Origin of the sequence: Pantoea conspicua (assembly GCF_002095315.1) — a bacterium.
GTDB classification, from domain to species: Bacteria; Pseudomonadota; Gammaproteobacteria; order Enterobacterales; family Enterobacteriaceae; genus Pantoea; species Pantoea conspicua.
The window spans coordinates 77,266-100,383 of sequence record NZ_MLFN01000004.1 but is presented as its reverse complement, the minus strand read 5'-3'; the positions used below and the strand labels follow the sequence as shown (position 1 = coordinate 100,383).

Sequence of the window (23,118 nt, the reverse complement as noted above, 5' to 3'; positions counted from 1 at the left end):
ACCCTGTTGTCCGCCTCCCGGCGAGCAACAGGGTTTGTGTTACTGTTTGATGTCGACCTGATAAAAGATGTGTTTACCGAACGGATCGACCTGGTAACCGCTGACTGATTTGCGTACCGGCTCAAAAATGGTCGAGTGCGCGATCATCACGGCCGGCATCTGGTCGTGCATCATCTGCTGCGCCTGCAGATAGAGCGCGGTGCGTTTGCCCTGATCCGGTTCGGCGCGGGCGGTGGTAATTAACTTTTCAAACGGCTGATAGCACCATTTTGACGAGTTCGAACCGCCCTGGGCCGAGGTGCAACTGTAGAGCGGGCCGAAGAAATTATCCGGATCACCGGTAGCGGTAGTCCAGCCCATCAATGCCGCCTGATGCTCGCCGCTGCGGACCCGTTTCAGATATTCACCCCACTCATAGCTGACGATATTGGCTTTGATGCCCACCTTCGCCCAGTCCGACTGGATCATCTCAGCCATGCGACGGGCATTGGGATTGTAGGGCCGCTGTACCGGCATCGCCCACAGCGCAATCTCGGTGCCCGGTTTAACGCCCGCCTGTTTCAGTAACGCTTTGGCTTTTTCCGGATCGTAGTCGTAATCCTTCAGATCTTTGTCGGCGCTCCAGACGCCCGGCGGCAGAATATTTTTTGCCACCGTGCCGGTACCTTTAAAAATCGCGTCGATGATTGCCGGCTTGTTGATTGCCATCGCCAGTGCCTGACGCACCTGAACGTTGTCGGTAGGCGCTTTGGTGGTATTAAACGCCAGGAAACCGGTATTCAGTCCGGCCTTCTGTTCCAGCGTAATATCCGGATTGGCGCGCATTTTCTCCAGATCGGCCGGATTGGGGAACGGCATCACCTGGCATTCGTTCTTCTCCAGCTTGGCATAGCGCACCGAGGCATCCGGGGTGATACTGAACACCAGCCGATCCAGCTTCGCCTTGCCCTGCCAGTAGTCCGGAAAGGCGCGGTACAGAATGCGCGAATCTTTCTGATACTGCACCAGCTCAAACGGACCGGTGCCGATCGGGTTCATATCAACTTTCTCCGGCGTACCGGCTTTCAGCATCTGATCGGCATATTCAGCGGAGTGAATCGAGGCGAAATACCAGGCGAGGTCGGCCAGGAACGGCGCCTCGGGGTGCGACAGAGTGAAGCGCACCGTATGGTCATCTACCCGGTCAATCTGTTTGATCAGCGTCGACAGTTCCAGGCTTTCGAAGTTGGAATAGGTGCCGCCCGAGACGTTGTGATACGGGTTCTTCGGGTCCATCTGGCGCATAAACGAGAAAATGACATCGTCAGCGTTAAAGTCGCGGCCCGGTTTGAACTGTTTGTTGCTCTGGAATTTGACGTTTTTACGCAGATGGAAGGTATAGACTGTGCCGTCCGGGCTGATCTCCCAGCTTTCCGCCAGGCTGGGCACCAGCTCGGTGGTGCCCGGTTTAAAGTCCACCAGACGGTTAAACACCGGTACGGCGCTGGCATCAACGCTGGTGCCCGAGGTATAGAGTTGCGGGTTAAAGTTCTCTGGTGATCCTTCAGAGCAGTAGACCAGCGTTTTAGCGTTAACGCTGGCCGCCAGCGTCATCCCAGCCGTAACAAGCGCTAAGGTGGCTATCTTCATTTTCATTATCATCCTCGCTTTGTATTGACTTCCGGTGAACAGAATATCTAAATGAATCATTCAGATGCTTCATTGATAGCACGATTCGGCACCATAGCGAACCCCGCACATGGCTGACTAATAAGGAATAGTGATGACCGACAAACTTGAGACCCAACTCACCGAGCGTTTTTTCCGTTACCTTGCCGTCAGCAGTCAGAGTGATGCGAAATCGACCAGCCTGCCCAGTACCCCAGGCCAGCACGCGATGGCTGAACTGCTGGCGGCTGAGCTGCGTACGCTGGGGCTGGAACAGGTAGTGATTGATCAGCATGCCACGGTAACGGCGGTGAAACGCGGTAACCGTCCCAATGCGCCTCGCATCGGGTTCATTACCCATATCGATACCGTTGACGTCGGCCTCTCCCCCGATATCAAACCGCAAATTCTGCGCTGGCAGGATGAAGATCTCTGCCTGAATGCCGATGAGGATATCTGGCTGCGCCGCGACCAGCATCCGGAGATCGCCCCTTATATCGGTCAGGAGGTCATTTTCAGTGACGGCACCAGCGTGCTGGGCGCCGATAACAAAGCGGCGGTGACGGTAGTGATGACGCTGATGGAAAACCTCCACGGCGATCATGGCGATATTGTGGTGGCCTTTGTACCCGATGAAGAGATTGGCCTGCGCGGGGCCAAAGCGCTCGATCTGGAAACCCGATTCAACGTGGACTTCGCCTGGACCATCGACTGCTGCGAACTGGGCGAAGTAGTGTATGAAAACTTTAACGGAGCCGCCGCTGAGATTCGCTTCACTGGCGTACCGGCGCATCCGATGTCAGGTAAAGGGGTGCTGGTTAATCCGCTGCTGATGGCCCACGATTTTATCAGTCAGTTTGATCGCCAGCAGACGCCGGAACAGACCGAGGGGCGTGAAGGCTATATCTGGTTCAATGAGATGCAGGCCAATGCCAGCCAGGCGATCCTGAAAGCGTCGATTCGTGACTTTGACCTCGCCAGTTTTGCCGCCCGCAAGCAGCTGCTTCAGCAGCAGGCGCAGGCGATTGCCGCCCGCTATCCAACCGGTAAGGTCGACATTACCCTCACCGATATCTACAGCAATATCAGCAATGCCCTGGGCGAGGATCGTCGGGCGATTGACCTGATTTTTAAAGCGCTTAGCGCGCTGGATATCGAACCGAAGGTGATTCCGATGCGAGGTGGCACTGATGGCGCGGCGCTGTCGGCTAAGGGCTTGCTGACGCCGAATTTCTTCACCGGCGCGCACAACTTTCATTCGCGCTTTGAGTTCCTGCCGCTGACGTCATTTGTAAAATCTTATCAGGTGGCCGAGAAGCTCTGTTATCTGGCGACGGAGTAACACAGAAATCGGGCGCATTTTGCGCCCGATTCTGGTTTACGGCTTCACGCTGACATCAATACCCGGAAAGTATTTCTCCGCCAGCTTTTTCAGCGTGCCATCGGTTTGCACTTTGGCGATCGCCGCATCCAGCGACTGCTTGAGCTGGGTATCATCTTTACGCAGACCAAAACCGATACCCGACCCCAGAATTGCGTCATCTTCGACCGGCTTTCCAATAAAGCCGAAGCCTTTACCCTGCGGTTTGTCGAGGAAGCCCGACTGACCGGCGGCCGACATCACCAGCGTACCATCCAGTCGCCCGGCGACCATGTCGTTATAGACCTGGTTCTGATCCTGATAGGAGGTGACGGTCACGCCCTGTGATTCCCAATGTTTTTTGGCATAGGTTTCCTGAATCGAACCCTGCAACACCCCGATATTCTTGCCCTTCAGTGATTCGGCCGTCGGCGCCAGCTTCTCGCCGGTTTTCGCCACCAGCATGGTAGGAATACGGTAGATTGGCTGCGTGAAGCCGATGCTTTTGGCTCGCGCTTCGGTAATGTTCATCGCCGAGTTGATGGCGTCAAACTTCTTCGCCTGCAGCGCCGGGATCAATGCGTCAAAGCTGCTTTCCACCCAGTGACAGCTGAATTTACCGGCCTGACAAATGGCATTGCCCAGCTCGATATCAAAACCTTCCAGCTCTCCTTTGGCATTGCGGCTTTCAAAAGGCGGATACTGCGACTCCAGGCCATAACGTAAATCCTGCGCCAGTGCCTGTACCGACGCCATCATGCCGAGTGCCAGAAATAGTGCGTTGCGTTTTTTCATTACTTACCCCGAAATTACTGTTTTAGCCGATCGCTGTCCTGCTTTGAGTGCAGCCGTCAGGCAACGTTTTTGTTACTGCGGGAAGGCACACAGCGCCGCCGCGCCAGCCTCCAGCGTCGCCTCATCTTTGGCAAAGGAGAGACGGATCAGTTTGTTGTCGGTGCCATCCATATAAAACGCCGATAGCGGGATAGTGGCGACCCGATAATCGACGATAAGACGTTTTACCATTTCGCTGTCCGGTTCGTCACTGAAATGTCCGTAGCTGGCCAGCATAAAAAAGGAACCGGCGCACGGCAGCAGTTCAAACGGTGAATCCTGCATCAGCGCAACCAGCCGATCGCGCTTTTGCTGATAAAACGCCGACAGTGACAGATAGTTTTCTGCGTTCTGCAGATACTGCGCGAAGCCCACCTGCATCGGTGTGTCGGCGGCATACATCATAAACTGATGCACTTTCACCAGCTCCGTCATCAGTTCTGCCGGTGCCAGACAGTAGCCGACCCGCCAGCCGGTGACGTGGAAGGTTTTGCCAAACGAAGAGACGATAACGCTGCGCGCCGCCAGTTCCGGATGGGTCGCCATGCCGCAGTGCTTTCGCCCATCAAACAGGATATGTTCATAAACTTCGTCAGATAACACCACAATGTCACTGTTGCGCGTGAGTGCCGCCAGCTGATTAAGATCCTCTGGCGTCAGCACCTGAGCGCTGGGGTTATGCGGCGTATTGATGATGATCATCCGGGTGCGTGGCGTAATCGCGGCGCGCAACTGCTGCCAGTCAATGGCAAATGCCGGCACCTGGAGCTTAAGGCCAATCGGCTTGCCACCCTGCAACCGCACCACCGGTGCGTAGCTGTCAAACGCCGGTTCAAAAAAATCACCTCATCACCCGGATGCACCAGCGCGGAAATCGCCATATAGATGCCCTGGCTGGCACTGCCGGTGATCAGCACTTCGCTGGCCGCATCATATTTCTGACCGTAGAGCGACGCGACCTTGCTGGCTAAGGCTTCACGCAACGCTGGCAAGCCGGTCATCGACGCATACTGATTATGGCCGTCACGCATCGCCTGACTGACCGCCTCGACCAGCGCCGGATCGCAGGGAAAATTGGGCGCGCCCTGCGACAGGTTAATCGCCTGATGCTGCGCTGAGAGCTGACCGATAACGCTGAAGATGGTGGTGCCAACATCTGGCAACTTTGAGTTAATGGCGACAGGCGTGTTCAGGGACATGATCTCTCCGTCAGAGGCATAGATAAGCGAATGCAGTAAATGGCTATTCAACGGGCTGAGACTTGAGTCGGCAAGCGAATTGTCGTCATAATAGCCATGATAAAAATGCATAGCTGAGGTTCACAGTGTCGCGTACAACCCTGCCGCTTAACGCTATTCACGCTTTTCTGGTGACGGCCCGCCACCTCAATCTGACTCATGCCGCCCGGGAGCTGTGCATTACCCAGGGCGCGGTCAGCCGTAAGATTGCGGCGCTGGAGCACTGGCTCGGCCTGAGTCTGTTTGACCGACACGCCCGTGGCCTGCGTCTGACCCCGCAGGGCGCGGCGCTGCTGCCTGAATTACGTCAGGGCTATGAACTGATGGCACAGGCCAGCGAAAAAGCACGCCGCACCCAGGCCAGTATTCGCCTCAAAGCGCCAACCTGCGCGATGCGCTGGCTGGTGCCACGGCTGATGGCGCTGGAGCAACAGCAGCCGGAACTGCATGTGGCGCTGACCACCACGCTGGACCATGCTTCTCAGCTTGATAATTTTGATGCCGCGATCGTTTATGGCAAACCACACCGTGATGCAATAACGCTGTTTGACGAGTCACTGACGCCGGTGATGGCGGCGGGAACGTCGCTACCCGCTTCACCCGCGGAACTGGCCGGCATGACCTTTTTGCATCCCACCGATGACATGCGCGACTGGCAATGCTGGCTACAGGGACAAGGGATCGCAGTGACGATGCAGCGCAACCAGCATTTTTCCACCATGGACCTGGCGATTAGTGCGGCGATTCAGGGATTTGGCGTGGCGATTGCTGACAGCAATCTGGTGGAGAGTGATATCGCCAGCGGCAGGCTGGTTAAACCCTTCACTGGCGAAGTAAAAACCGGGGCGGCTTACAGTTTACTGCAGCGGCCGCCCGGAGAAGCCCCACCGTTACTGGCGGAACTGGTGGCGTGGCTGGGCCAGGATCAGAACGTAACCCAGTCGCCATTATCAGCAGGCTTAGTCTGAGCGTTCGCCAGCGCCGGCGCTTTTGGCACGTTCGGCCTCAGCGGTGCGGCGGGCGCAGCCTGGGTCGCATTGCCGGAGAGGCGGAACTTCGCCACTGAGGCCTGCAACGCTTCGGTCTGCAACGCCAGGGCGCTGGCAGCGGCGGAGACTTCCTCAACCAGCGAGGCGTTTTGCTGCGTCACGCTGTCCATTTCGGTTACGGCGGCGCCAACCTGCGAGATGCCCTTACTCTGCTCTTCCGATGCGGCGGCAATCTGCTTCATGATCGCATCCACATCCTGTACCGATTTCAGAATGTTATTCATGGTGCCACCGGTGGTGCGACCAGCTCGGCCCCTTTTCCGACCCGCTGAACGGAATCTTCGATCAGGGTAGCGATCTCTTTGGCTGCGTTGGCGCTACGCTGGGCCAGATTACGCACTTCAGAGGCCACCACAGCAAAACCGCGCCCCTGTTCACCGGCACGAGCGGCTTCTACCGCCGCGTTCAGCGCCAGAATATTGGTCTGGAAGGCGATGCCATTAATCACGTTAGTGATCTCAGCAATTTTCTTCGAACTGCCGGAAATGCCGTTCATGGTGCTGACCACTTCGCTCACCAGCTGGCCGCCCTGTTGCGCGGTGGTGGTGGCGGTTTCCGCCAGCAGGCTCGCCTGACGCGCATTGTCGGCATTGAATTTCACCGTGGCCGTCAGCTGCTCCATACTGGCCGCGGTCTGCTCCAGCGCCGCCGCCTGCTCTTCGGTACGCGAAGAGAGATCATTGTTGCCGGCCGAGATTTCTGCTGCACCACGCGAGATATTCTCGGTGCCGCTGCGAATCGCATTGACCGCTTCACGCAGACTATCCTGCATCGCGCTTAACAGTGGCACCAGTTTGCCGACACAGTTGCGTCCAAAGTCAGCCACCGGCTGGCTAAGATCGCCGGTGGCGATAGTGGCAAATTGGTTGCGGATGGTTTCCAGCGGCCTGACCAGCATGGCCACCAGGTAGCGATCGGTAAACAGCAGGATTAGCAGGCCGAGAATCACCGTCACAGTGATAATCATTTTGGTCAATGCGGTTAAGCCGTCAACTTCAACCCGGGTATGATCCAGGACCTGTGCAGCGCCCTGATTGAATTTTTCAGCACTGGCGCCAAATGCCCGGCTGAGCTGCGGCGTGACATTATTGGCCTGCTGACGATAGGCATCGGCTGAATCCTGACGGGCAAGCTGCAACTGCGGCGTCACGCCCTCATCCAGCAGTTTCTGCCAGCTCTGTACCACGCTGTCGACCACATCCGGGTTCATCGGTCCCGGTGCCAGCTGTTTAAAGTTCGCCAGCTGTTGGGTCATGTTATCCAGTGCCTGCTGCACCGGCGCATAAGCGGCATCGGGCAGCGTTTTGCCGTCAGTCTTGCTGTCAATTAAGCGCGACAGGCGCGTGATAACGCGGAAATATTGATCGTTACCTTTACTGAGCACCGTCATTTGCTCCACCAGATGACGGTCAACATCATTCCCTTCGCTCAGCGCACCGAGAGAATGGATGCTGAATAGTCCGACACCGCTCCACAATAAGCAGAACAGACCCAGAATGGTGAGCATCACAGCGCGAATGGTGAAATTTTTGAGCATTCCCATACCAAAATCCTATACACGTTGACCCGTAAGTGTCGGGCATAGGAGATCTATCGGCAGGGGATAGTGAAGGTGTAACTCTTTTGTTAACTAAAATTTTACAGCGTCTTTAACGAGGGTTTGTGTTAATTACACTACTTTTCAATGAATTATGCGCAAATAGTCTTATTAATTCCATTCGCGCAATTTGATGGTTAGCACGCTAACTAAAGGCGCACCATTTTGGTCATCAGCAGGCGGAACAGGCGCATTCTGGCGCGCATAAAGTTCCTTTTGAGGACAAAACCGCTGCGTCGATTATCACCCAGTGACATTGTCACATCTTCGCCGGGGTGCCAGGCCGGCCAGACCACCTCTCCTTCAAGCAGATGCTTATATTCACTGGCATCGCGGGCAAACTGAAACCAGTAATCGCTGACACGCGCAGCGAACGCCTGATCCCCTTCGCTGAAAGGCCGATTTTCACTGGGGTCAGGCATCTGACTTAGGGTATTAAGCACATAGGGCACTTCATTGCCGTGCCAGGTACCGTCCGGATAGAGATCGCGTGCATTCTCCGAAACATAATCGAACCAGTAACGCCAGCCTGGCATCCCGGTATTATGCTGGGCGCGCATCACCAGCCACGGCACCACACTGAAGGCCATGTCGCGCGCCACCGCACGACCGAGACGCCGATCGTCATGGATGTCATACATCCACTTGAGCATCCGGTAAATCACCCGATTTTTATCGCGCAACTGATGCAGCATGGCGGTGCTATCGACGCCGAAATAGTCCAGCACGCTGGCTTCATCGCTGTTACTGCCAGCCATTAACGGCAGCCGATGCTGCTTTGCCGCCAGAAACGTTTTCAGCATCGGCTCAGGCAGCACCGCATCGCCGGAGATAGGCACCGGCTGGATGGCCAGTGGCCCCTCCAGCGACCAGAACGCATCGGCGGGCAAAGCGCGCAACGCATCGGCACTGGCATCGGGCGACAGGCCGAGATGGCGAGCCACAGCTATGCCCTGCTGCCGCGCTTTTTTCAGCGGTGTATCCGGTAAGCTGTAGGCGCTCTGTACGATACCTTTGTGAAACAGCCCTTCCGCCAGCGGCGAGCAGCAGAGTGACAGCACGCTACGAGCGCCTGACGATTCGCCAAACAACGTGACATTACGGCGATCGCCGCCAAACGCGGGAATATTACGCTGCACCCACTGCAGCGCGGCGATTTGATCAAGCAGACCAAAATTATTGACCGTACCGGCAACCGGATATTGCGCATCTAATGCCGGATGGGAAAAGAAGCCGAAATGGCCGAGCCGGTAATTGATGGTCACCACCACCGCGCCGCGCGAGGCCAGCGGTTTACCGCTGTAAGGTGCCAGACCGCCCGCGCCGATGGTATATCCGCCACCGTGTAACCAGACCATCACCGGCAGCGGGGTGGCCGGTTCAACGTCCGGGGTCCAGACATTCAGATAAAGGCAATCCTCACTAAATTCGCCCGGATCGCCGCCACCTACCGCCCGGCAATAATCACGGTTTTGCCAGCCTGAAGCGGCAAACTGTGTGGTATCACGCACGCTTTTCCACGGGGTTACCGGCTGCGGCGGACGCCAGCGCAACGCCCCTTCCGGTGCTGCGGCATAAGGTATGCCTTTGAATACGAAAAGGTCGTCATCCATGCATCCACGCAACTCACCCTCTGCCGTCATGATCCGCAGACCTGTTTCGTTTTTCATTCCTGTTTCCCTGTTCAAACGTCTCTCCATTATTTGCAGGCCTTGAGACATTGTCCATGTCCGGAACAGATTTGCAGATTATGCTGAAGGTTAATGCAAAGTACTGAACAACATTATCAAAAGGTTTGAATAGGCATTCGCCCGCTTTCTGTTTATAGTTATTAACGCTTTCCTGCTAACATCGGCAGCGCTACGGGGCTGTAAAACAGAGATGGCACTATAAAAAAAGGCTGCACACAGTTAATTACAACAAGTCATATCGGCGTAGCACAGCAATTGCGCTGCCATTTATCGCCTTTACAGTTAAATTTATTTTATTATTTTACGCCAGCATCAGGGAATACCCGCCGTACAGATAATCTTAAGTATCGCTTGCTTATCAGGTCATTAATAACACGAGTTATCGCAGTGATAGTGCTATGCAGAGTCAGAGAGAATGTACAGATCGGTTGCCGATGTGCACCGGTTAACAAGGGACAACCGACGATTGTCCCGTTATCATTTCAGCGTTGTCACTGCATCATCCCACAACGCAGCAGCGAACGTTGCTGTCGTTCCGCATAAAGCGTCATTTCATCTATCACCGCACTGCCGAGCGCCGCTTCAAACGCCGCACGACTGGCCTGGCCCGTCGAGCGTACCTGCGCGTGATCGCCGAGGTTTGACTGAAAAATGCCTGCTGCGCTGACCGGCAGAAAATCTTCATAGATAATGGGTTCGGCAATGATGCGTCCTTCTGCGATCAGGCTGTCGAGCGTTTCGCCCCGGGCTGGCGGCGTCGCGATGCCCTTTTCGCTCAGGCGATAATGAAACCACGCCAGCGCCTGCTGCCGCAGCGTCTGTTCATCGTCGGGGAAATCCCGGAACACATCAGCAAGATGCTGCTGATGCTGTTGGTTATCCTGGCCGCTGCCCGCCTGTTGCAGTAACCGGTCATACAGCGCCCGCCCCTCCGGCGTCAGCGCTGCGCCGCGCTGCTCGATTTCACCAAAGCGTGCCGTGTGGCTGCCCTGATGCCCCTCCTTAAAGATAATCGCCTCCTCCAGCGCCCTGAAACTGGTCTGACGTAACAGAATGGGCACCTGACGACGCGGCGGCCCCTCAATCAGGGTTTTGGGTTCGATGCCGCGTGACGGCATCAGTTGCTGAACCCGATCAATATCCAGCGTGCGGGGCGTCAGGTGATTAATGTGGCAACCCGGGAAGCAGACGACGTCGGCAATCAGCCGGTGCTGTTGATTCAGCGCATGGTAGGTCTGGCTGTCAACGCTGCTGTGCGCATGCCAGCGGAAGGTTTCCAACGCTTCGCTGACAAATTCTGCCGCCTGCTCAGCCGTGAATCCGCCCTGCTGCTGATGCAGTTGCAGCAGTTGCCGACAGCGCGGCGTGAAAATGTCGCGCGACGCCAGAATCGCCGCCGCTTTTTCACGTAATGTCACATCATCAATCAGTTCGAGTCGCAGCAGAGAGGTAAAGACGCGGAAAGGGTTACGCCGCAGCGCAGCGTCGTCGACCGGCCGGAAAGCGGTGGAATGCACCGGCACGCCCGCCTGTGAGAGATCGTAATAACCGACCGGATACATTCCCATCACCGCAAACATCTGCCGCAGCGTGGCGAGTTCGCTGGCGCTACCGACCCGGATTGCACCGTGACGTTCAATGTTAAGGCGGTTCAGCTCATCTGCCGCCGCCAGACGATCTTTCAGCGCGGGATCGGACTCCAGCGTGCGGTCATTAACCGCCATCACCAGTTGCATCAGCGTGCCGTATTGCGGCACCTCCTGCTGATACATCGCAGACATGGCCTGAGAGAAGCGGGTGCGGATTGCATCCGCACTGAGAAAGTTGTCCATCTGTTCCACCTGACACCGTGAGCGTTGTTGCTAATGTAATGCAACGCGTTGGCAGCAGCGGAAAAAATCATGAATTTGTGATCGGCTTAAAGCCGTAGCGGTTTTTCAGCACCAGCATCAGGGTGGTGATCACAGCGGGAATGGCCAGTAGCAGGAAGATAAAACTAAACGACCAGCCGAGCGACAGCATTTCTGCGCCCACGAAAGCGCTCAGAATGGCACCGACACGGCCGACGCCATGCATCCAGCTGGAGCCGGTGGCGCGGGCATGCGTGGGATAGTAACTGGCAGACAAGGCGTTCATGCCGGTATTGGCCCCGTTAAAGCAGAAGCCGCTACAGAAAGCGATACCGCTCATGATACCCACTTCCGCCGGTGAAAAGCCCAGCGCCACAATAAACAGCCCGCCGCAGAAGTAGATGACCGCCAGCGCCAGGTTGGCATTGAAGCGGTCCATCAGCCAGCCGGCAAACAGTGACCCCAGGGTTCCGCCAGCCTGATACATGGCGGTAATAATCGCCGCTTCGGTCACCGACATCCCCAGAGTGTTAACCAGTGACGGCAGCCAGCTGCCGATCAGGTAGACCAGAAACAGGCCCATAAAGTAGCCGCCCCACAGCATCGTGCTGCCAAACAGATAGCTGCGCGATAGCACGGTGCCGATGGCCCCCTGTGCCACGACGCTGGCTTCCGGCGCATGAAACGCGCTATCCGGCTGAGTGGTGCCCGGCATCATCCGCTCAACGATGGCATGAATGCGCACCGCTGGCGCCCCACGGCTTATCAGGAAACGCACCGATTCCGGCAAACCCCGGATCAGCAAAGGCAGGATCAGCAACGGTAAGATCCCGCCGAGTAGCAAGACTGAATGCCAGTTATAACGGGGTAACAGCCAGGAGGCCGCAAATCCGCCGCTGGCGGCACCAAAGGTAAAACCACAAAACACCACGGTGATGATGAACGCCCGGCGTCGCTCTGGTGCGTACTCGGCCACCAGCGTCCCGACGTTTGGCATCGCAGCACCCAGTCCCAGCCCGGTGAGAAAGCGAAACAGCATCATCTGTTCGATATTTTGTGACAGCGCCGTTGCCAGCGTCCAGAGACCAAAAAAGAAGACGCTGAGAATAATCATCATCCGGCGGCCGTAGCGATCGGCCAGTGGCCCCGCCACCATCGCCCCGAGTGCCAGACCAATCAGCGCGGCGCTAATTACCATACCGAGCTGATGATTAGTCACCCCCCAGGCGGTTTTGAGGGTGGGCGCAATAAAGCCCATAATAGCGATGTCCATACCATCGAGCGCCACCACAACAAAGCAGAGCGCAATTAACCGCTTTTGCCAGCGACTCAGCGCTTGCTGGTTAATGAGCTGGCGTACATCTATCGCCTCTACGCTGGACAATAAAAACTCCTTTCTGGCACCGGGATGTGTCATCAGTTTTAGTAAAAAAAACGGTGCCAATGATAGCCGATCGTTACCCTTATAACGTCAGATTTTTATATGCTATTGAGAATTATTCAACTTTTTATTGCTAAGCGGTTGATCTGACACATCCCCGATTTGGACCGTTTTCATCGCATTCTCATATGATACGTTTCTTTTCAGCGGCTTACTCCCCTAAGTCATCGCCCATCTTTATTTGTTAATATAATTTTGCAGCTAAGTTAACAAAATCCATTTTAAATGGTTGCCTGAGACCGGTGATCCTCATTAAGTTTGAGAGATGGAAAAAAATATCCTTTTCAATCAGCGCATTCGATTGCGCCATTTACATACCTTTGTTGCGGTCGCGCAGCAAGGCACGCTGGGCCGGGCGGCTGAAACCCTTAGCCTGAGCCAGCCTGCCTTGTCGAAAACCCTGAATGAGCTGGAAGAGCTGACCGGCGTAAGGCTGTTTGAGCGCGGCCGGCTCGGTGCGCAACTGACCACAATGGGAGAACAGTTCCTGACGCATGCTGTACGGGTACTGGATGCCCTCAACCATGCCGGACAGAGCTTCAATGAGCAGCCCACCGACCAGCCGACAATTATCCGGCTGGGAGCGCTCACCACGGCCGCCATGGGTATGCTGCCGCAGATCCTGGATCGTTTTCATCAGATACAACCCAACACCACCATTCAGGTGGCAACCTTACATAATAATGTGCTGTTAGCAGGCTTACGGGCCGGTGAGTTCGACATTGGTATCGGCAGGATGGCAGACAGTGAAATGATGACCGGGCTGACTTATGAACTGCTGTTTCTCGAATCACTGAAGCTGGTGGTCCGGCCTGAACACCCCCTGTTAAGTGACAACGTCACCCTATCCCGCGCAATGCAGTGGCCGGTGGTGATCTCACCGGAAGGCACCGCGCCCCGCCGTATTGCTCAGCAAATGCTGGACGAACAGGGCTGTTCGCTGCCGCCGCACTGTATCGAGACCTCGTCAACCTCACTGGCCCGCCAGCTGGCGTTACGTTACGACTACATCTGGTTTGTGCCGTCGGGTGCAATTAAAGAAGATCTCAACCACAACGCTGTCTGCGCCTTGCCGATCAACTCCTCTGGTCCGGGCGAGCCGGTGGGGATTATTACCCGCACCGGCAGCCCGCTCAGCCTGAGCGCCGAAGTCCTGATGTCAACGATGCGCAAATTCCACAGTTAACGACTGCGTTTGGCGTGCCGCTCGCGGTTATCCAGCCGCGCTTTATCGGTCTTGCGCAGCCCGACATACAGCGCGCCTGCGCCGCCATGCTGCGCCTGTGCGGCGCAGAAAGTCTGCACATCCTCAAACTGCGTCAGCCAGCGTGCCAGATAGCTGCGCACAATGTTGGCGTGCGACTCATCCTCACGGCCTTTGCCATGGATGATCAGCAGATTGCGTAATCCCTGCTTATGCGCCTGCACCATAAAGTTGAAGAGCGCCTGTCTGCAGGTCTCTACCGGCTGACGCAACAGGTTCAGGCTGGCATCCAGCCGATACTCTCCTTTACGCAGTTTATCCAGCACCCCCTGCTGGATACCGTCGGCCTTATACTCCAGTGGCGTGTTCAGCGGCACGATATCCAGATAGCCACGGGTCAGGAAATTTTCCTGTTCGGGATCGCGCGGCGGATGGCGCGGCGCTTTGGTTGAAGGGGATTTCAGCCACAAGGTACTGGTGGTGTCTTTTAACGGAGTGACATCTCCCATGGCGTCTCGAAAAAGATCGTTATCATCAAGGTTCATGGTTTTCTCACACCTGATTAAAATTGATGGAGGGCAAAACAGGCTCAGTCTGAAAGCGTAGCAAAAGCTGACGGCACTGCGCTAATCCTGTTTTTCGCTGTCGCAGGTCAAATCAAATCCCGGTAGCAGATCATAAAAGCGGCAACTTTTCGTGACAGTGAGAGGATGCGCCATTCTGAGAACCCCGTCACATCTGCGTTTAGCGCCCTCTCTCACGTCCATACTTTTTGTAAGCCTAAAACTGCTCGGATGAGTTCCCTTCAGCACAAAAAATGTTAAAATTGACCCCAGTCAATAATCGTCGAGCAAACCATTATGATCCCTGAAAAACGCAGCATTCGTCGTATTCAGTCGGGCGGTTGTGCCATTCACTGCCAGGATTGCAGCATCAGTCAGCTCTGCATTCCCTTTACGCTAAATGAACATGAGCTGGATCAGCTCGACAATATCATTGAGCGTAAAAAACCGATTCAGAAAGGGCAAACCCTTTTTAAAGCGGGTGACGACCTTAAATCCCTCTACGCCATTCGTTCCGGCACTATCAAAAGCTACACCATCACCGAACAGGGTGATGAGCAGATTACCGGTTTTCATCTGGCCGGGGATTTAGTCGGCTTTGATGCGATTATGGGTGCCAGCCATCCGAGCTTTGCTCAGGCACTGGAAACCGCAATGGTGTGCGAAATTCCGTTTGAAACCCTGGATGATCTGTCAGGCAAAATGCCTGCCCTGCGTCAGCAGATGATGCGACTGATGAGCGGTGAGATCAAAGGCGATCAGGACATGATTTTACTGCTGTCGAAGAAAAATGCTGAAGAGCGTCTGGCCGCGTTTATCTGGAATCTGTCACGCCGCTTTGGTCAGCGTGGTTTTTCCCAGCGCGAATTCCGTCTGACCATGACCCGTGGTGATATCGGTAACTATCTGGGCTTAACGGTAGAAACCATCAGCCGTCTGCTGGGCCGGTTCCAGAAATCAGGCATGCTGGCGGTTAAAGGTAAATACATTACCATTGAGAACCACGCCTTACTGGAAGAGTTAGCGGGTCAGAGCCATCAGGCTGCCTGATACCGGGCCGATCAATAATTGTTATTTTATTGATCCGGCAGTAACTTTTTCCCTTCTTCCGCTGTGCAACATAGGCTATCTTTAATCCAGTCGCTCTGGTTTAAGGAGAGTTCCTCATGTCCCAGTACCAAAATATTCTGGTCGCGATCGATGCCCAGCAAGACGACCAGCCTGCGCTGCGGCGTGCGGTCTATCTGAATCAATTCATCGGCGGCAAAATCAAAGCCTTTTTGCCCATCTATGATTTCTCCTACGAAATGACCACCCTGCTCTCGCCTGATGAACGCGCCTCGATGCGTCAGGGGGTGATCAGTCAGCGTACCGAGTGGATTCGCGAGCAGGCACACGCCTATCTGGATGCTGGCGTTGAGATCGAAATTAAAGTGATCTGGCATAACCGCCCGTATGAGGCGATTATTCAGGAAGTGCTGGCCCATCAGCATGATTTGGTGCTGAAAATGGCGCATCAGCATGACCGGCTGGAATCGGTTATTTTTACCCCCACCGACTGGCATCTGTTACGGAAATGCCCATGTCCGGTCTGGATGGTAAAAGACCAGCCGTGGCCGGAAGGCGGTAAAGCGATTGTGGCGGTCAATCTTGCCAGTGAAGAACCGCATCATGATGGCCTGAATCAGAAGCTGATCCGGGAAACGGTCAGGCTGGCGGAAACCGTGAATCACACCGAAGTGCATCTGGTGGGTGCCTACCCGATTACACCCATCAATATCGCTATCGAGCTACCCGATTTTGATCCCAGCGTCTACAACGACGCTATCCGCGGCCAGCATCTGGTGGCAATGAAAGCGCTACGGCAGAAGTTCGCTATTGGTGAAGAGTTCACCCATGTGGCTAAAGGGTTACCAGAAGAGGTCATTCCCGACCTGGCCGTGCACCTGGGTGCGGGCGTGGTGGTGTTAGGGACTATCGGACGTACCGGCCTGTCAGCCGCTTTTCTCGGCAATACGGCGGAACAGGTGATTGATCATCTGCGTTGCGATCTGCTGGCGATCAAACCAGACGATTTTAAATCGCCAATCGATCTGGATGATGAAGAAGATGAGGAGGATTAACCCTCCTCAGAAAAGAATCGGGCGGCTTATCAGCCGCCTTTTTTATTACAGCGCTTTCAGAATCGCTTCGACACTGGCTTTGGCATCACCAAACAGCATCTGGGTATTCTCTTTGAAGAACAGCGGGTTTTGCACCCCGGCATAGCCGGTATTCATTGAGCGTTTAAAGACGATAACGTTATGGGCTTTCCACACTTCCAGAACCGGCATACCCGCGATCGGGCTGCGCGGATCGTCCTGCGCGGCGGGATTCACCGTATCGTTAGCCCCAATTACCAGCACGGTATCGGTTTCGCTGAAATCATCGTTGATTTCATCCATCTCCAGCACCACGTCATAGGGCACTTTGGCTTCGGCCAGCAGCACGTTCATGTGTCCCGGTAAACGACCCGCAACCGGATGGATGCCAAAACGGACGTTGATACCCAGCGCACGTAGTCTGGCAGTGATTTCGGCAACCGGATACTGCGCCTGCGCCACCGCCATCCCGTAGCCGGGCGTGATGATCACCGAAGAAGAGGCTTTCAGCATCTCAGCCGTTTCTTCCGGGCTGATCTCGCGGTGCTCACCCGCCGCTTCGCTCTCATCACTGCTGCCGGATTCGGTGCCAAAACCGCCGGCAATCACGCTGATAAAGGAACGGTTCATCGCCTTACACATAATGTAAGAGAGGATCGCACCGGATGAGCCAACCAGCGCGCCGGTGACTATCAGCAGATCGTTGCTGAGCATGAAGCCCGCGGCTGCGGCTGCCCAGCCCGAGTAAGAGTTAAGCATCGACACCACTACCGGCATATCCGCTCCGCCAATAGAAGCCACCAGATGCCAGCCAAACGCCAGCGCAATCAGGGTCATCAGCAACAGGGCAAACACCTGCGCTGCGGTACTGCTGGTGTTAACAAACCACAGCAGCAGCAGAAACGAAACCACCAGCGCCAGCAGATTAAGCTTGTGCCGATGGGGTAATGCCAGCGGCCGGGAGGAGATCCTGCCGCACAGCTTGCCGAACGCCACCAGCGAACCGATAAAGGTCACCGCACCGATGAAGATTCCGATAAACACTTCGCTCAGGTGGATATTTTCCAGCACCGCCGGCAGGCCAGGGGCATGATCGATATAGCTATTGATGCCCACCAGCACCGCCGCCAGACCGACAAAGCTGTGCAGAATCGCCACCAGCTCCGGCATTTCGGTCATTTCGACTTTCTTCGCCAGACGCACACCAATCGCGCCGCCGATCACCATTGCCAGCAGGATCCACACCACGTTGCCGCTGTCGGGTCCAAAAATGGTTGCCACCAGCGCAATCGCCATGCCGCTGATACCGAAAAGATTGCCCTGTTTTGAGGTCTCATGTCGGGAGAGACCGGCGAGGCTACAAATAAACAGAATCGCAGCGACAATATAGGCTGCAGTTACTAATCCGCCAGACATGAATTACCCCTTACGAAACATTTTCAGCATGCGCTGGGTGACGGTGAAGCCACCAAAGATATTGATGCTGGCAATCAGCACGGCAATAAAGGAGATAAACGTGACCCAGCCTCCGTGCCCCATCTGCAACACCGCACCGATAACGATAATGCCGGAGATGGCATTGGTTACCGACATCAGCGGCGTATGCAGCGCATGGCTGACGTTCCAGACCACGTAGTAGCCGACCACGCAGGCGAGCGCGAAGACGGTGAAGTGCGACAGGAAATCAGCAGGCGCGACGTTGGCGAGACAGCCAAACAGCACAATTGCCAGCGCAATCAGCAGGTATTTCCGCCAGGGTGAGACCGGTTTTACCGCCGCTTTCTGCACATTCTTAGCCGCAGCCGGCGCGGCCTGTGGTGCCGCCGACACCTGAATGGGCGGTGCTGGCCAGGTGACTTCGCCGTCGCGGATCACCGTGACGCCGCGGACGACGACATCGTCAAAGTCGACCGTAATGTTGCCATCTTTCTCTTTGCACAACAGCTTCATCAGGTTAACCAGATTGGTGCCGTAGAGCTGGGACGACTGGGTCGGTAACCGGCTGGGCAGATCGGTATATCCGATAATTTTCACGCCGTTCGGGGTAACGGTCACCTGGTTGGGCACGGTCAGCGCGCAGTTGCCGCCGTTTTGCGCGGCCAGATCGACAATCACGCTGCCCGGCTTCATGCTGGCAACCATCTCTTCGGTAATCAGCGTCGGTGCCGGTTTGCCAGGGATCAGCGCGGTAGTAACGATAATGTCTACCTCCCTGGCCTGGGTGGCGAACAGCGCCATCTCGGCCTTGATAAACGCCTCAGACATCACTTTGGCGTAACCATCACCGCTGCCGGCTTCCTCCTCGAAATCGAGTTCAAGGAATTCGGCGCCCATGCTTTGCACCTGTTCTTTGACTTCCGGTCGGGTATCAAACGCCCGGACAATCGCGCCCAGGCTGCCCGCCGCGCCGATCGCCGCCAGCCCGGCAACACCCGCGCCTATCACCATCACTTTCGCCGGTGGCACTTTCCCTGCCGCCGTGATCTGACCAGTGAAGAAGCGACCAAACTGGTGCGCCGCCTCAACAATCGCGCGATAACCGGCAATGTTGGCCATCGAACTCAGAGCATCCAGCGACTGCGCGCGTGAAATACGCGGCACCGAGTCCATTGCCATCACCGTGACGCGGCGTGCCGCCAGTTTTTCCAGTAATGCCGGGTTCTGTGCCGGCCAGATAAAGCTCACCAGCGTACTGCCTTCCCGCGTAAGCGCAATTTCATCATCGTCCGGCGCGTTCACTTTGAACACGATATCCGATTGCCAGACCTGCTGGCTGTCGCTGAGGGTTGCGCCTGCAGCGATGTAGCTGTCGTCATCGAAACTGGCGCCCAGGCCAGCGTCATGCTCCACAGTGACGTTAAAACCCAGCTTGATCAGTTGCCCGACGGTCTGCGGCGTAGCGGCTACGCGTGACTCGTTTGGCAATCGTTCTTTGGGTATTCCAATTAACATAGTGTTTCCTTTCATCGGTTAAAGGATGATGGCCTGAAGCCCGCACGGCCTCAGCGCAGCTGAAACACTGTTTCAGCTGCTTATGAACGAAATGCACTTATTTCAAAGTATTTATAACCTACTGAAAATGTGACAACCGATCCAGTTCGGCCTGGCAGAGTAGAGACATTCACCCAATTATTCAGCGTTAAAGATAAAAACCCGTGTTATCCCACTACTAAACAGCGTCATCAGCAGATAATCTGCTATGCATAATCGTGTCAGGGCGCAGATACGGTTAACAAAAACCTTTATTTAACAATGCATTAACTGTTATAGCACTATCGCTTACCAGAATTAGCGGTAAGCCGTACCTTAATCGGGCCATAAACGTCATTCGTGACAATCAAATGAATAAAGCCCGGTTGAATAACGCGATCAGACACAAAAAATCGCTGCGACAGTCTGTTTATAACATGCAATAATCAGCGGCTAATCTGTTATACATCAAGAGTCCAGCACGTTTTCGTACTCATTTTTGCGTAAGGCGAAGGATTATTTTTATGAAGCTGAAGAACACTATTCTGGCGTCCACCCTGTTATCGCTGCTGGCAGCTAATGCATTTGCTGCGCAGGAGTTAACGCCAGAAAAAGCGGCCGCGTTGAAGCCATTCGAACGTATTAATATCACCGGCCGGTTCAACGCGATTGGCGATGCTGCCGATGCGGTGTCTAAGCGTGCTGATGAAATGGGCGCGGCCTCTTACTATATTCAGGGCATTAACGACACTAACGGCAACAGTGGCAACTGGCGCGTCACTGCCGACCTGTATAAAGCCGATGCATCGGAAGCAACCGTGTCAACCCGCTACCGTCGTTTCAACGGCATCAACGAGTTACCCAAAGCCGAAGCCTATAAACTTGAACCTTTCGACACGGTTTCCGTCAGCGGTTTCTTCGCCAGCCAGCCTGACGTCAACGATGCGGTCTCCAAAGCGGCTAAAGAGAAAGGCGCAGCCTCCTTCTTCATTGTGCGCCAGATTGACGCCAACAACGGCGGCAATCAGTACGTCACCGCTTACGTCTACAAGGCGGATGCCAAAGAGCGTAAGGTGCAGACGCCAAACGCCATCCCGGCCGATTCAGAAGCGGGCAAAGCCGCGCTGGCCGCCGGGGGTGCCGCGGCAGCTAACGTTGAAATTCCGGGCGTTGCCTCGTCAGAAACCCCAACCAAAAGCGTGGGCCGTTTCTATGAGACCCAAAGCTCAACCGGCAAACGCTATACCGTCAATCTGCCAAACGGCAAATCAGTGCAGGAAGTTAACGCCATCACTGCCGCCCAGATGCAGCCGTTTGACACCGTTACCTTTACCGGACACTTTGGCACGCCGACCGAGATCTCTGAAGAAGTGGCGAAACGCGCCGCGGATAAAGGGGCCAAGTACTACCACGTCACCCGTCAGTGGCAGAACCAGAGTGGCGGTAACCTGACCGTAACCGCGGATATCTTTAAGTAATCCCGTCAGGGCGGCGTCCGCCGCCCTGCTGTTTGCATAATTCCTGTGCTGTTTTGCATATTCACGCATTGCCATCCCCTGCCGCACTCCGTAAAATCTGCCGCCTGTTTGACCGGATATTCTCATCGTTATTTGCCTGACGGCGACGTTATATCTGAGATGAATTCTGGTTTACCCAGCCATATATGCTAGCGGGAAGGTTGTTTTGGAGAAAAAATTAGGTCTCGGTGCCCTGACTGCACTGGTACTGAGTTCAATGCTCGGCGCAGGTGTGTTCAGTTTGCCGCAAAATATGGCCGCGGTGGCTGGCCCGGCCGCACTGCTGATTGGCTGGCTGATTACCGGCGTCGGCATTATTTTTCTGTCGCTGGCGATGCTGCTGCTGACCCGTCTCAAACCCGATCTGGATGGTGGCATCTTTACCTACGCGCGTGCCGGCTTTGGCGAGCTGATGGGCTTCTGTTCCGCCTGGGGTTACTGGCTGTGTGCGGTCATTGCTAACGTCTCCTATCTGGTGATCGTCTTTTCCGCGCTCAGCTTCTTCACGGACAGCCCAGGCCATATCGTTTTTGGTGACGGTAATACCTGGCAGGCGATGCTCGGCGCATCAGTCCTGCTGTGGCTGGTACACTGGCTGGTGCTGCGCGGCGTGCAAACGGCCGCCAGCATTAACCTGATGGCGACGTTAGGCAAACTGGTGCCGCTGCTGCTGTTTATTGTGCTGGCGGTGCTGGCGTTTAACTACGATCGGTTCCGTTTCGATTTCTCCGGCGTCACGCTGGGGCAACCGTTGTGGGAACAGATTAAGCAGACCATGCTGATCACCCTGTGGGTGTTTATTGGGGTGGAAGGTGCGGTGGTGGTCTCAGCGCGCGCACGTCAGAAAAAGGATGTGGGGCGCGCCACGCTGCTGGCGGTGCTGGCGGCGTTGCTGGTCTATCTGCTGGTGACGTTGTTGTCACTGGGCGTGGTGCCGCGTGCTGAGCTGGCCGGTATGCGCAATCCGTCGATGGCGGGACTGATGACCCGCCTGATGGGGAACTGGGGCGATGCGGTGATTGCCATCGGTTTGATCATTTCAGTCTGTGGCGCCTATCTGAGCTGGACCATTATGGCGGCCGAAGTGCCGTTAATTGCTGCGCAGCAAGGTGCCTTCCCACGCAGCATTGCCCGGCAGAATATCCATAACGCACCGGCTGCCTCGCTGTGGCTGACCAACGGCAGCATTCAGCTCTGTCTGATCCTGATCGCGGTGACCGGCGCCAATTACAACAACCTGCTGACTATCGCCTCAGAGATGATCCTGGTGCCCTATCTGCTGGTCGGCCTCTACCTGATCAAAGTGGTTCGCGGCCAGCGTAAGCCGCTGGCCATGGCGGTGGGCCTGGGTGCCAGCCTGTACGGCATCTGGCTGCTTTACGCATCCGGCCCGCTTCATCTGATGACCTCAGTCGTCCTGTATGCGCCAGGGTTATTGCTGTTTCTGTTTGCACGTCGCGGCGGCCGCGCGGATATTGCGCTGAGCTCACTGGAACGGATTGCGATGGGACTGTTGATTGCGGCAACGTTGCCTGCGGTGTGGCAGCTGACGACTTAGTGGGATTGCAGCGGAATGGAGACGCACAGCAGGTCATCCTGCTGTGTCAGACTCAGCGGCTTGCGATATTCCTGATGAATGGCATCCAGCTGCTCTGCAGAAAGCGGATAAGGCAGCTGAATATCAAAGCGGCTAATCTGTTGCTGTTCAGCCAGCGTAATTAAACGGGCAATGTTAATTTCGTCGCTGACCTGGGTAGAAATGATTTGTAATGCCAATTCTTTAAGCGGGTCATCACTCGCCTGTAAGCTGTGCGCAGATTTACGGGTCACCATGCCGAAAATCGGCATCACACCATAGATCGCATCGACGAAACTCCAGCGTTTTTTGCAGGAAGCGGAAAGAAAATCAGTGTAATTGAAGCAGATGCGGTCACTGTATATGGCTGATGCCAGCTCTTTATCAGACACACTCACGCTCCTCATATTAATCATTACGGTTCCGACCCTGGCGCAAAA

General features: G+C 55.4%; 16 protein-coding genes and 2 pseudogenes. 7 read left to right on the top strand and 11 right to left on the bottom strand.

From position 1 onward, the window contains the following. Positions 1–39 precede the first annotated feature (39 nt). Positions 40–1,635: an ABC transporter substrate-binding protein gene (locus tag HA41_RS02955; RefSeq protein ID WP_094119522.1), complete on the bottom strand. Its 1,596-nt coding sequence runs from the start codon at positions 1,633–1,635 to the stop codon at positions 40–42. Positions 1,636–1,762: 127 nt separating this feature from the next. Here HA41_RS02955 and pepT point away from each other — a divergent pair, with 127 nt between their 5' ends. After that, the gene (pepT, locus tag HA41_RS02950; RefSeq protein WP_094119521.1) at positions 1,763–2,989 is read left to right on the top strand and encodes a peptidase T; all 1,227 of its coding nucleotides are present in this window, start codon (positions 1,763–1,765) and stop codon (positions 2,987–2,989) included. A 36-nt stretch (positions 2,990–3,025) separates the two neighbouring features. Here pepT and HA41_RS02945 read toward each other — a convergent pair whose 3' ends face one another. Then, entirely contained in the window at positions 3,026–3,802 is a 777-nt protein-coding gene (locus tag HA41_RS02945) for a transporter substrate-binding domain-containing protein (protein WP_094119520.1), read from the bottom strand. A gap of 72 nt (positions 3,803–3,874) precedes the next feature. Then, positions 3,875–5,040: pseudogene (locus tag HA41_RS02940) on the bottom strand (methionine aminotransferase). 125 nt (positions 5,041–5,165) lie between these two features. On the opposite strand from HA41_RS02940, the gene HA41_RS02935 reads away from it, so the two are divergent. Beyond that, positions 5,166–6,047: a LysR substrate-binding domain-containing protein gene (locus HA41_RS02935; RefSeq protein ID WP_094119519.1), complete on the top strand. Its 882-nt coding sequence runs from the start codon at positions 5,166–5,168 to the stop codon at positions 6,045–6,047. On the opposite strand, the pseudogene HA41_RS02930 reads toward HA41_RS02935, so the two are convergent. The 4 genes and pseudogenes from HA41_RS02930 to HA41_RS02915 form a co-directional block, all read right to left on the bottom strand. Next, positions 6,005–7,671: pseudogene (locus HA41_RS02930) on the bottom strand (methyl-accepting chemotaxis protein). The gene HA41_RS02935 and the pseudogene HA41_RS02930 sit on opposite strands and share 43 nt — an antisense overlap. Before the next feature lie 203 nt (positions 7,672–7,874). Continuing rightward, entirely contained in the window at positions 7,875–9,395 is a 1,521-nt protein-coding gene (locus HA41_RS02925; RefSeq protein ID WP_094119518.1) for a carboxylesterase/lipase family protein, read from the bottom strand. Positions 9,396–9,907: 512 nt separating this feature from the next. Then, a complete protein-coding gene (gene hglS / locus HA41_RS02920) occupies positions 9,908–11,248 on the bottom strand; it encodes a 2-oxoadipate dioxygenase/decarboxylase HglS (protein WP_094119517.1) in 1,341 nt (446 codons plus the stop codon). A gap of 67 nt (positions 11,249–11,315) precedes the next feature. Beyond that, positions 11,316–12,650, bottom strand: coding sequence for an MFS transporter (locus HA41_RS02915; protein WP_094119516.1), 1,335 nt, complete (start codon positions 12,648–12,650; stop codon positions 11,316–11,318). Positions 12,651–12,972: 322 nt separating this feature from the next. On the opposite strand from HA41_RS02915, the gene HA41_RS02910 reads away from it, so the two are divergent. Next, the gene (locus HA41_RS02910) at positions 12,973–13,893 is read left to right on the top strand and encodes a LysR substrate-binding domain-containing protein (RefSeq protein ID WP_094119515.1); all 921 of its coding nucleotides are present in this window, start codon (positions 12,973–12,975) and stop codon (positions 13,891–13,893) included. Here the strand turns inward: HA41_RS02910 and smrA are convergent. Beyond that, the gene (gene smrA, locus HA41_RS02905) at positions 13,890–14,456 is read right to left on the bottom strand and encodes a DNA endonuclease SmrA (RefSeq protein ID WP_094119514.1); all 567 of its coding nucleotides are present in this window, start codon (positions 14,454–14,456) and stop codon (positions 13,890–13,892) included. The genes HA41_RS02910 and smrA overlap by 4 nt on opposite strands. A 315-nt stretch (positions 14,457–14,771) precedes the next feature. Here smrA and HA41_RS02900 point away from each other — a divergent pair, with 315 nt between their 5' ends. Both HA41_RS02900 and uspE read left to right on the top strand, forming a co-directional pair. Beyond that, the gene (locus tag HA41_RS02900; protein WP_094119513.1) at positions 14,772–15,524 is read left to right on the top strand and encodes an FNR family transcription factor; all 753 of its coding nucleotides are present in this window, start codon (positions 14,772–14,774) and stop codon (positions 15,522–15,524) included. A gap of 116 nt (positions 15,525–15,640) precedes the next feature. Further along, positions 15,641–16,597 (top strand): universal stress protein UspE, encoded by a 957-nt coding sequence (uspE, locus tag HA41_RS02895; RefSeq protein ID WP_094119512.1) that lies wholly within the window; start codon positions 15,641–15,643, stop codon positions 16,595–16,597. A 45-nt stretch (positions 16,598–16,642) separates the two neighbouring features. Here uspE and pntB read toward each other — a convergent pair whose 3' ends face one another. Further along, the gene (gene pntB / locus HA41_RS02890) at positions 16,643–18,031 is read right to left on the bottom strand and encodes a Re/Si-specific NAD(P)(+) transhydrogenase subunit beta (RefSeq protein ID WP_094119511.1); all 1,389 of its coding nucleotides are present in this window, start codon (positions 18,029–18,031) and stop codon (positions 16,643–16,645) included. Between the two features lie 3 nt (positions 18,032–18,034). Then, the gene (gene pntA / locus HA41_RS02885) at positions 18,035–19,567 is read right to left on the bottom strand and encodes a Re/Si-specific NAD(P)(+) transhydrogenase subunit alpha (RefSeq protein ID WP_094119510.1); all 1,533 of its coding nucleotides are present in this window, start codon (positions 19,565–19,567) and stop codon (positions 18,035–18,037) included. 542 nt (positions 19,568–20,109) lie between these two features. Here pntA and ydgH point away from each other — a divergent pair. After that, on the top strand, positions 20,110–21,063 hold the full coding sequence (gene ydgH / locus HA41_RS02880) for a DUF1471 family protein YdgH (protein ID WP_094119509.1): 954 nt from the start codon (positions 20,110–20,112) through the stop codon (positions 21,061–21,063). A 205-nt stretch (positions 21,064–21,268) separates the two neighbouring features. Further along, entirely contained in the window at positions 21,269–22,660 is a 1,392-nt protein-coding gene (locus HA41_RS02875; protein ID WP_094119508.1) for a basic amino acid/polyamine antiporter, read from the top strand. Here the strand turns inward: HA41_RS02875 and HA41_RS02870 are convergent. Then, positions 22,657–23,070, bottom strand: a complete 414-nt coding sequence (locus tag HA41_RS02870) for a hypothetical protein (RefSeq protein WP_094119507.1) — start codon at positions 23,068–23,070, stop codon at positions 22,657–22,659. The two genes, HA41_RS02875 and HA41_RS02870, sit on opposite strands and share 4 nt — an antisense overlap. Positions 23,071–23,118: the final 48 nt, after the last annotated feature.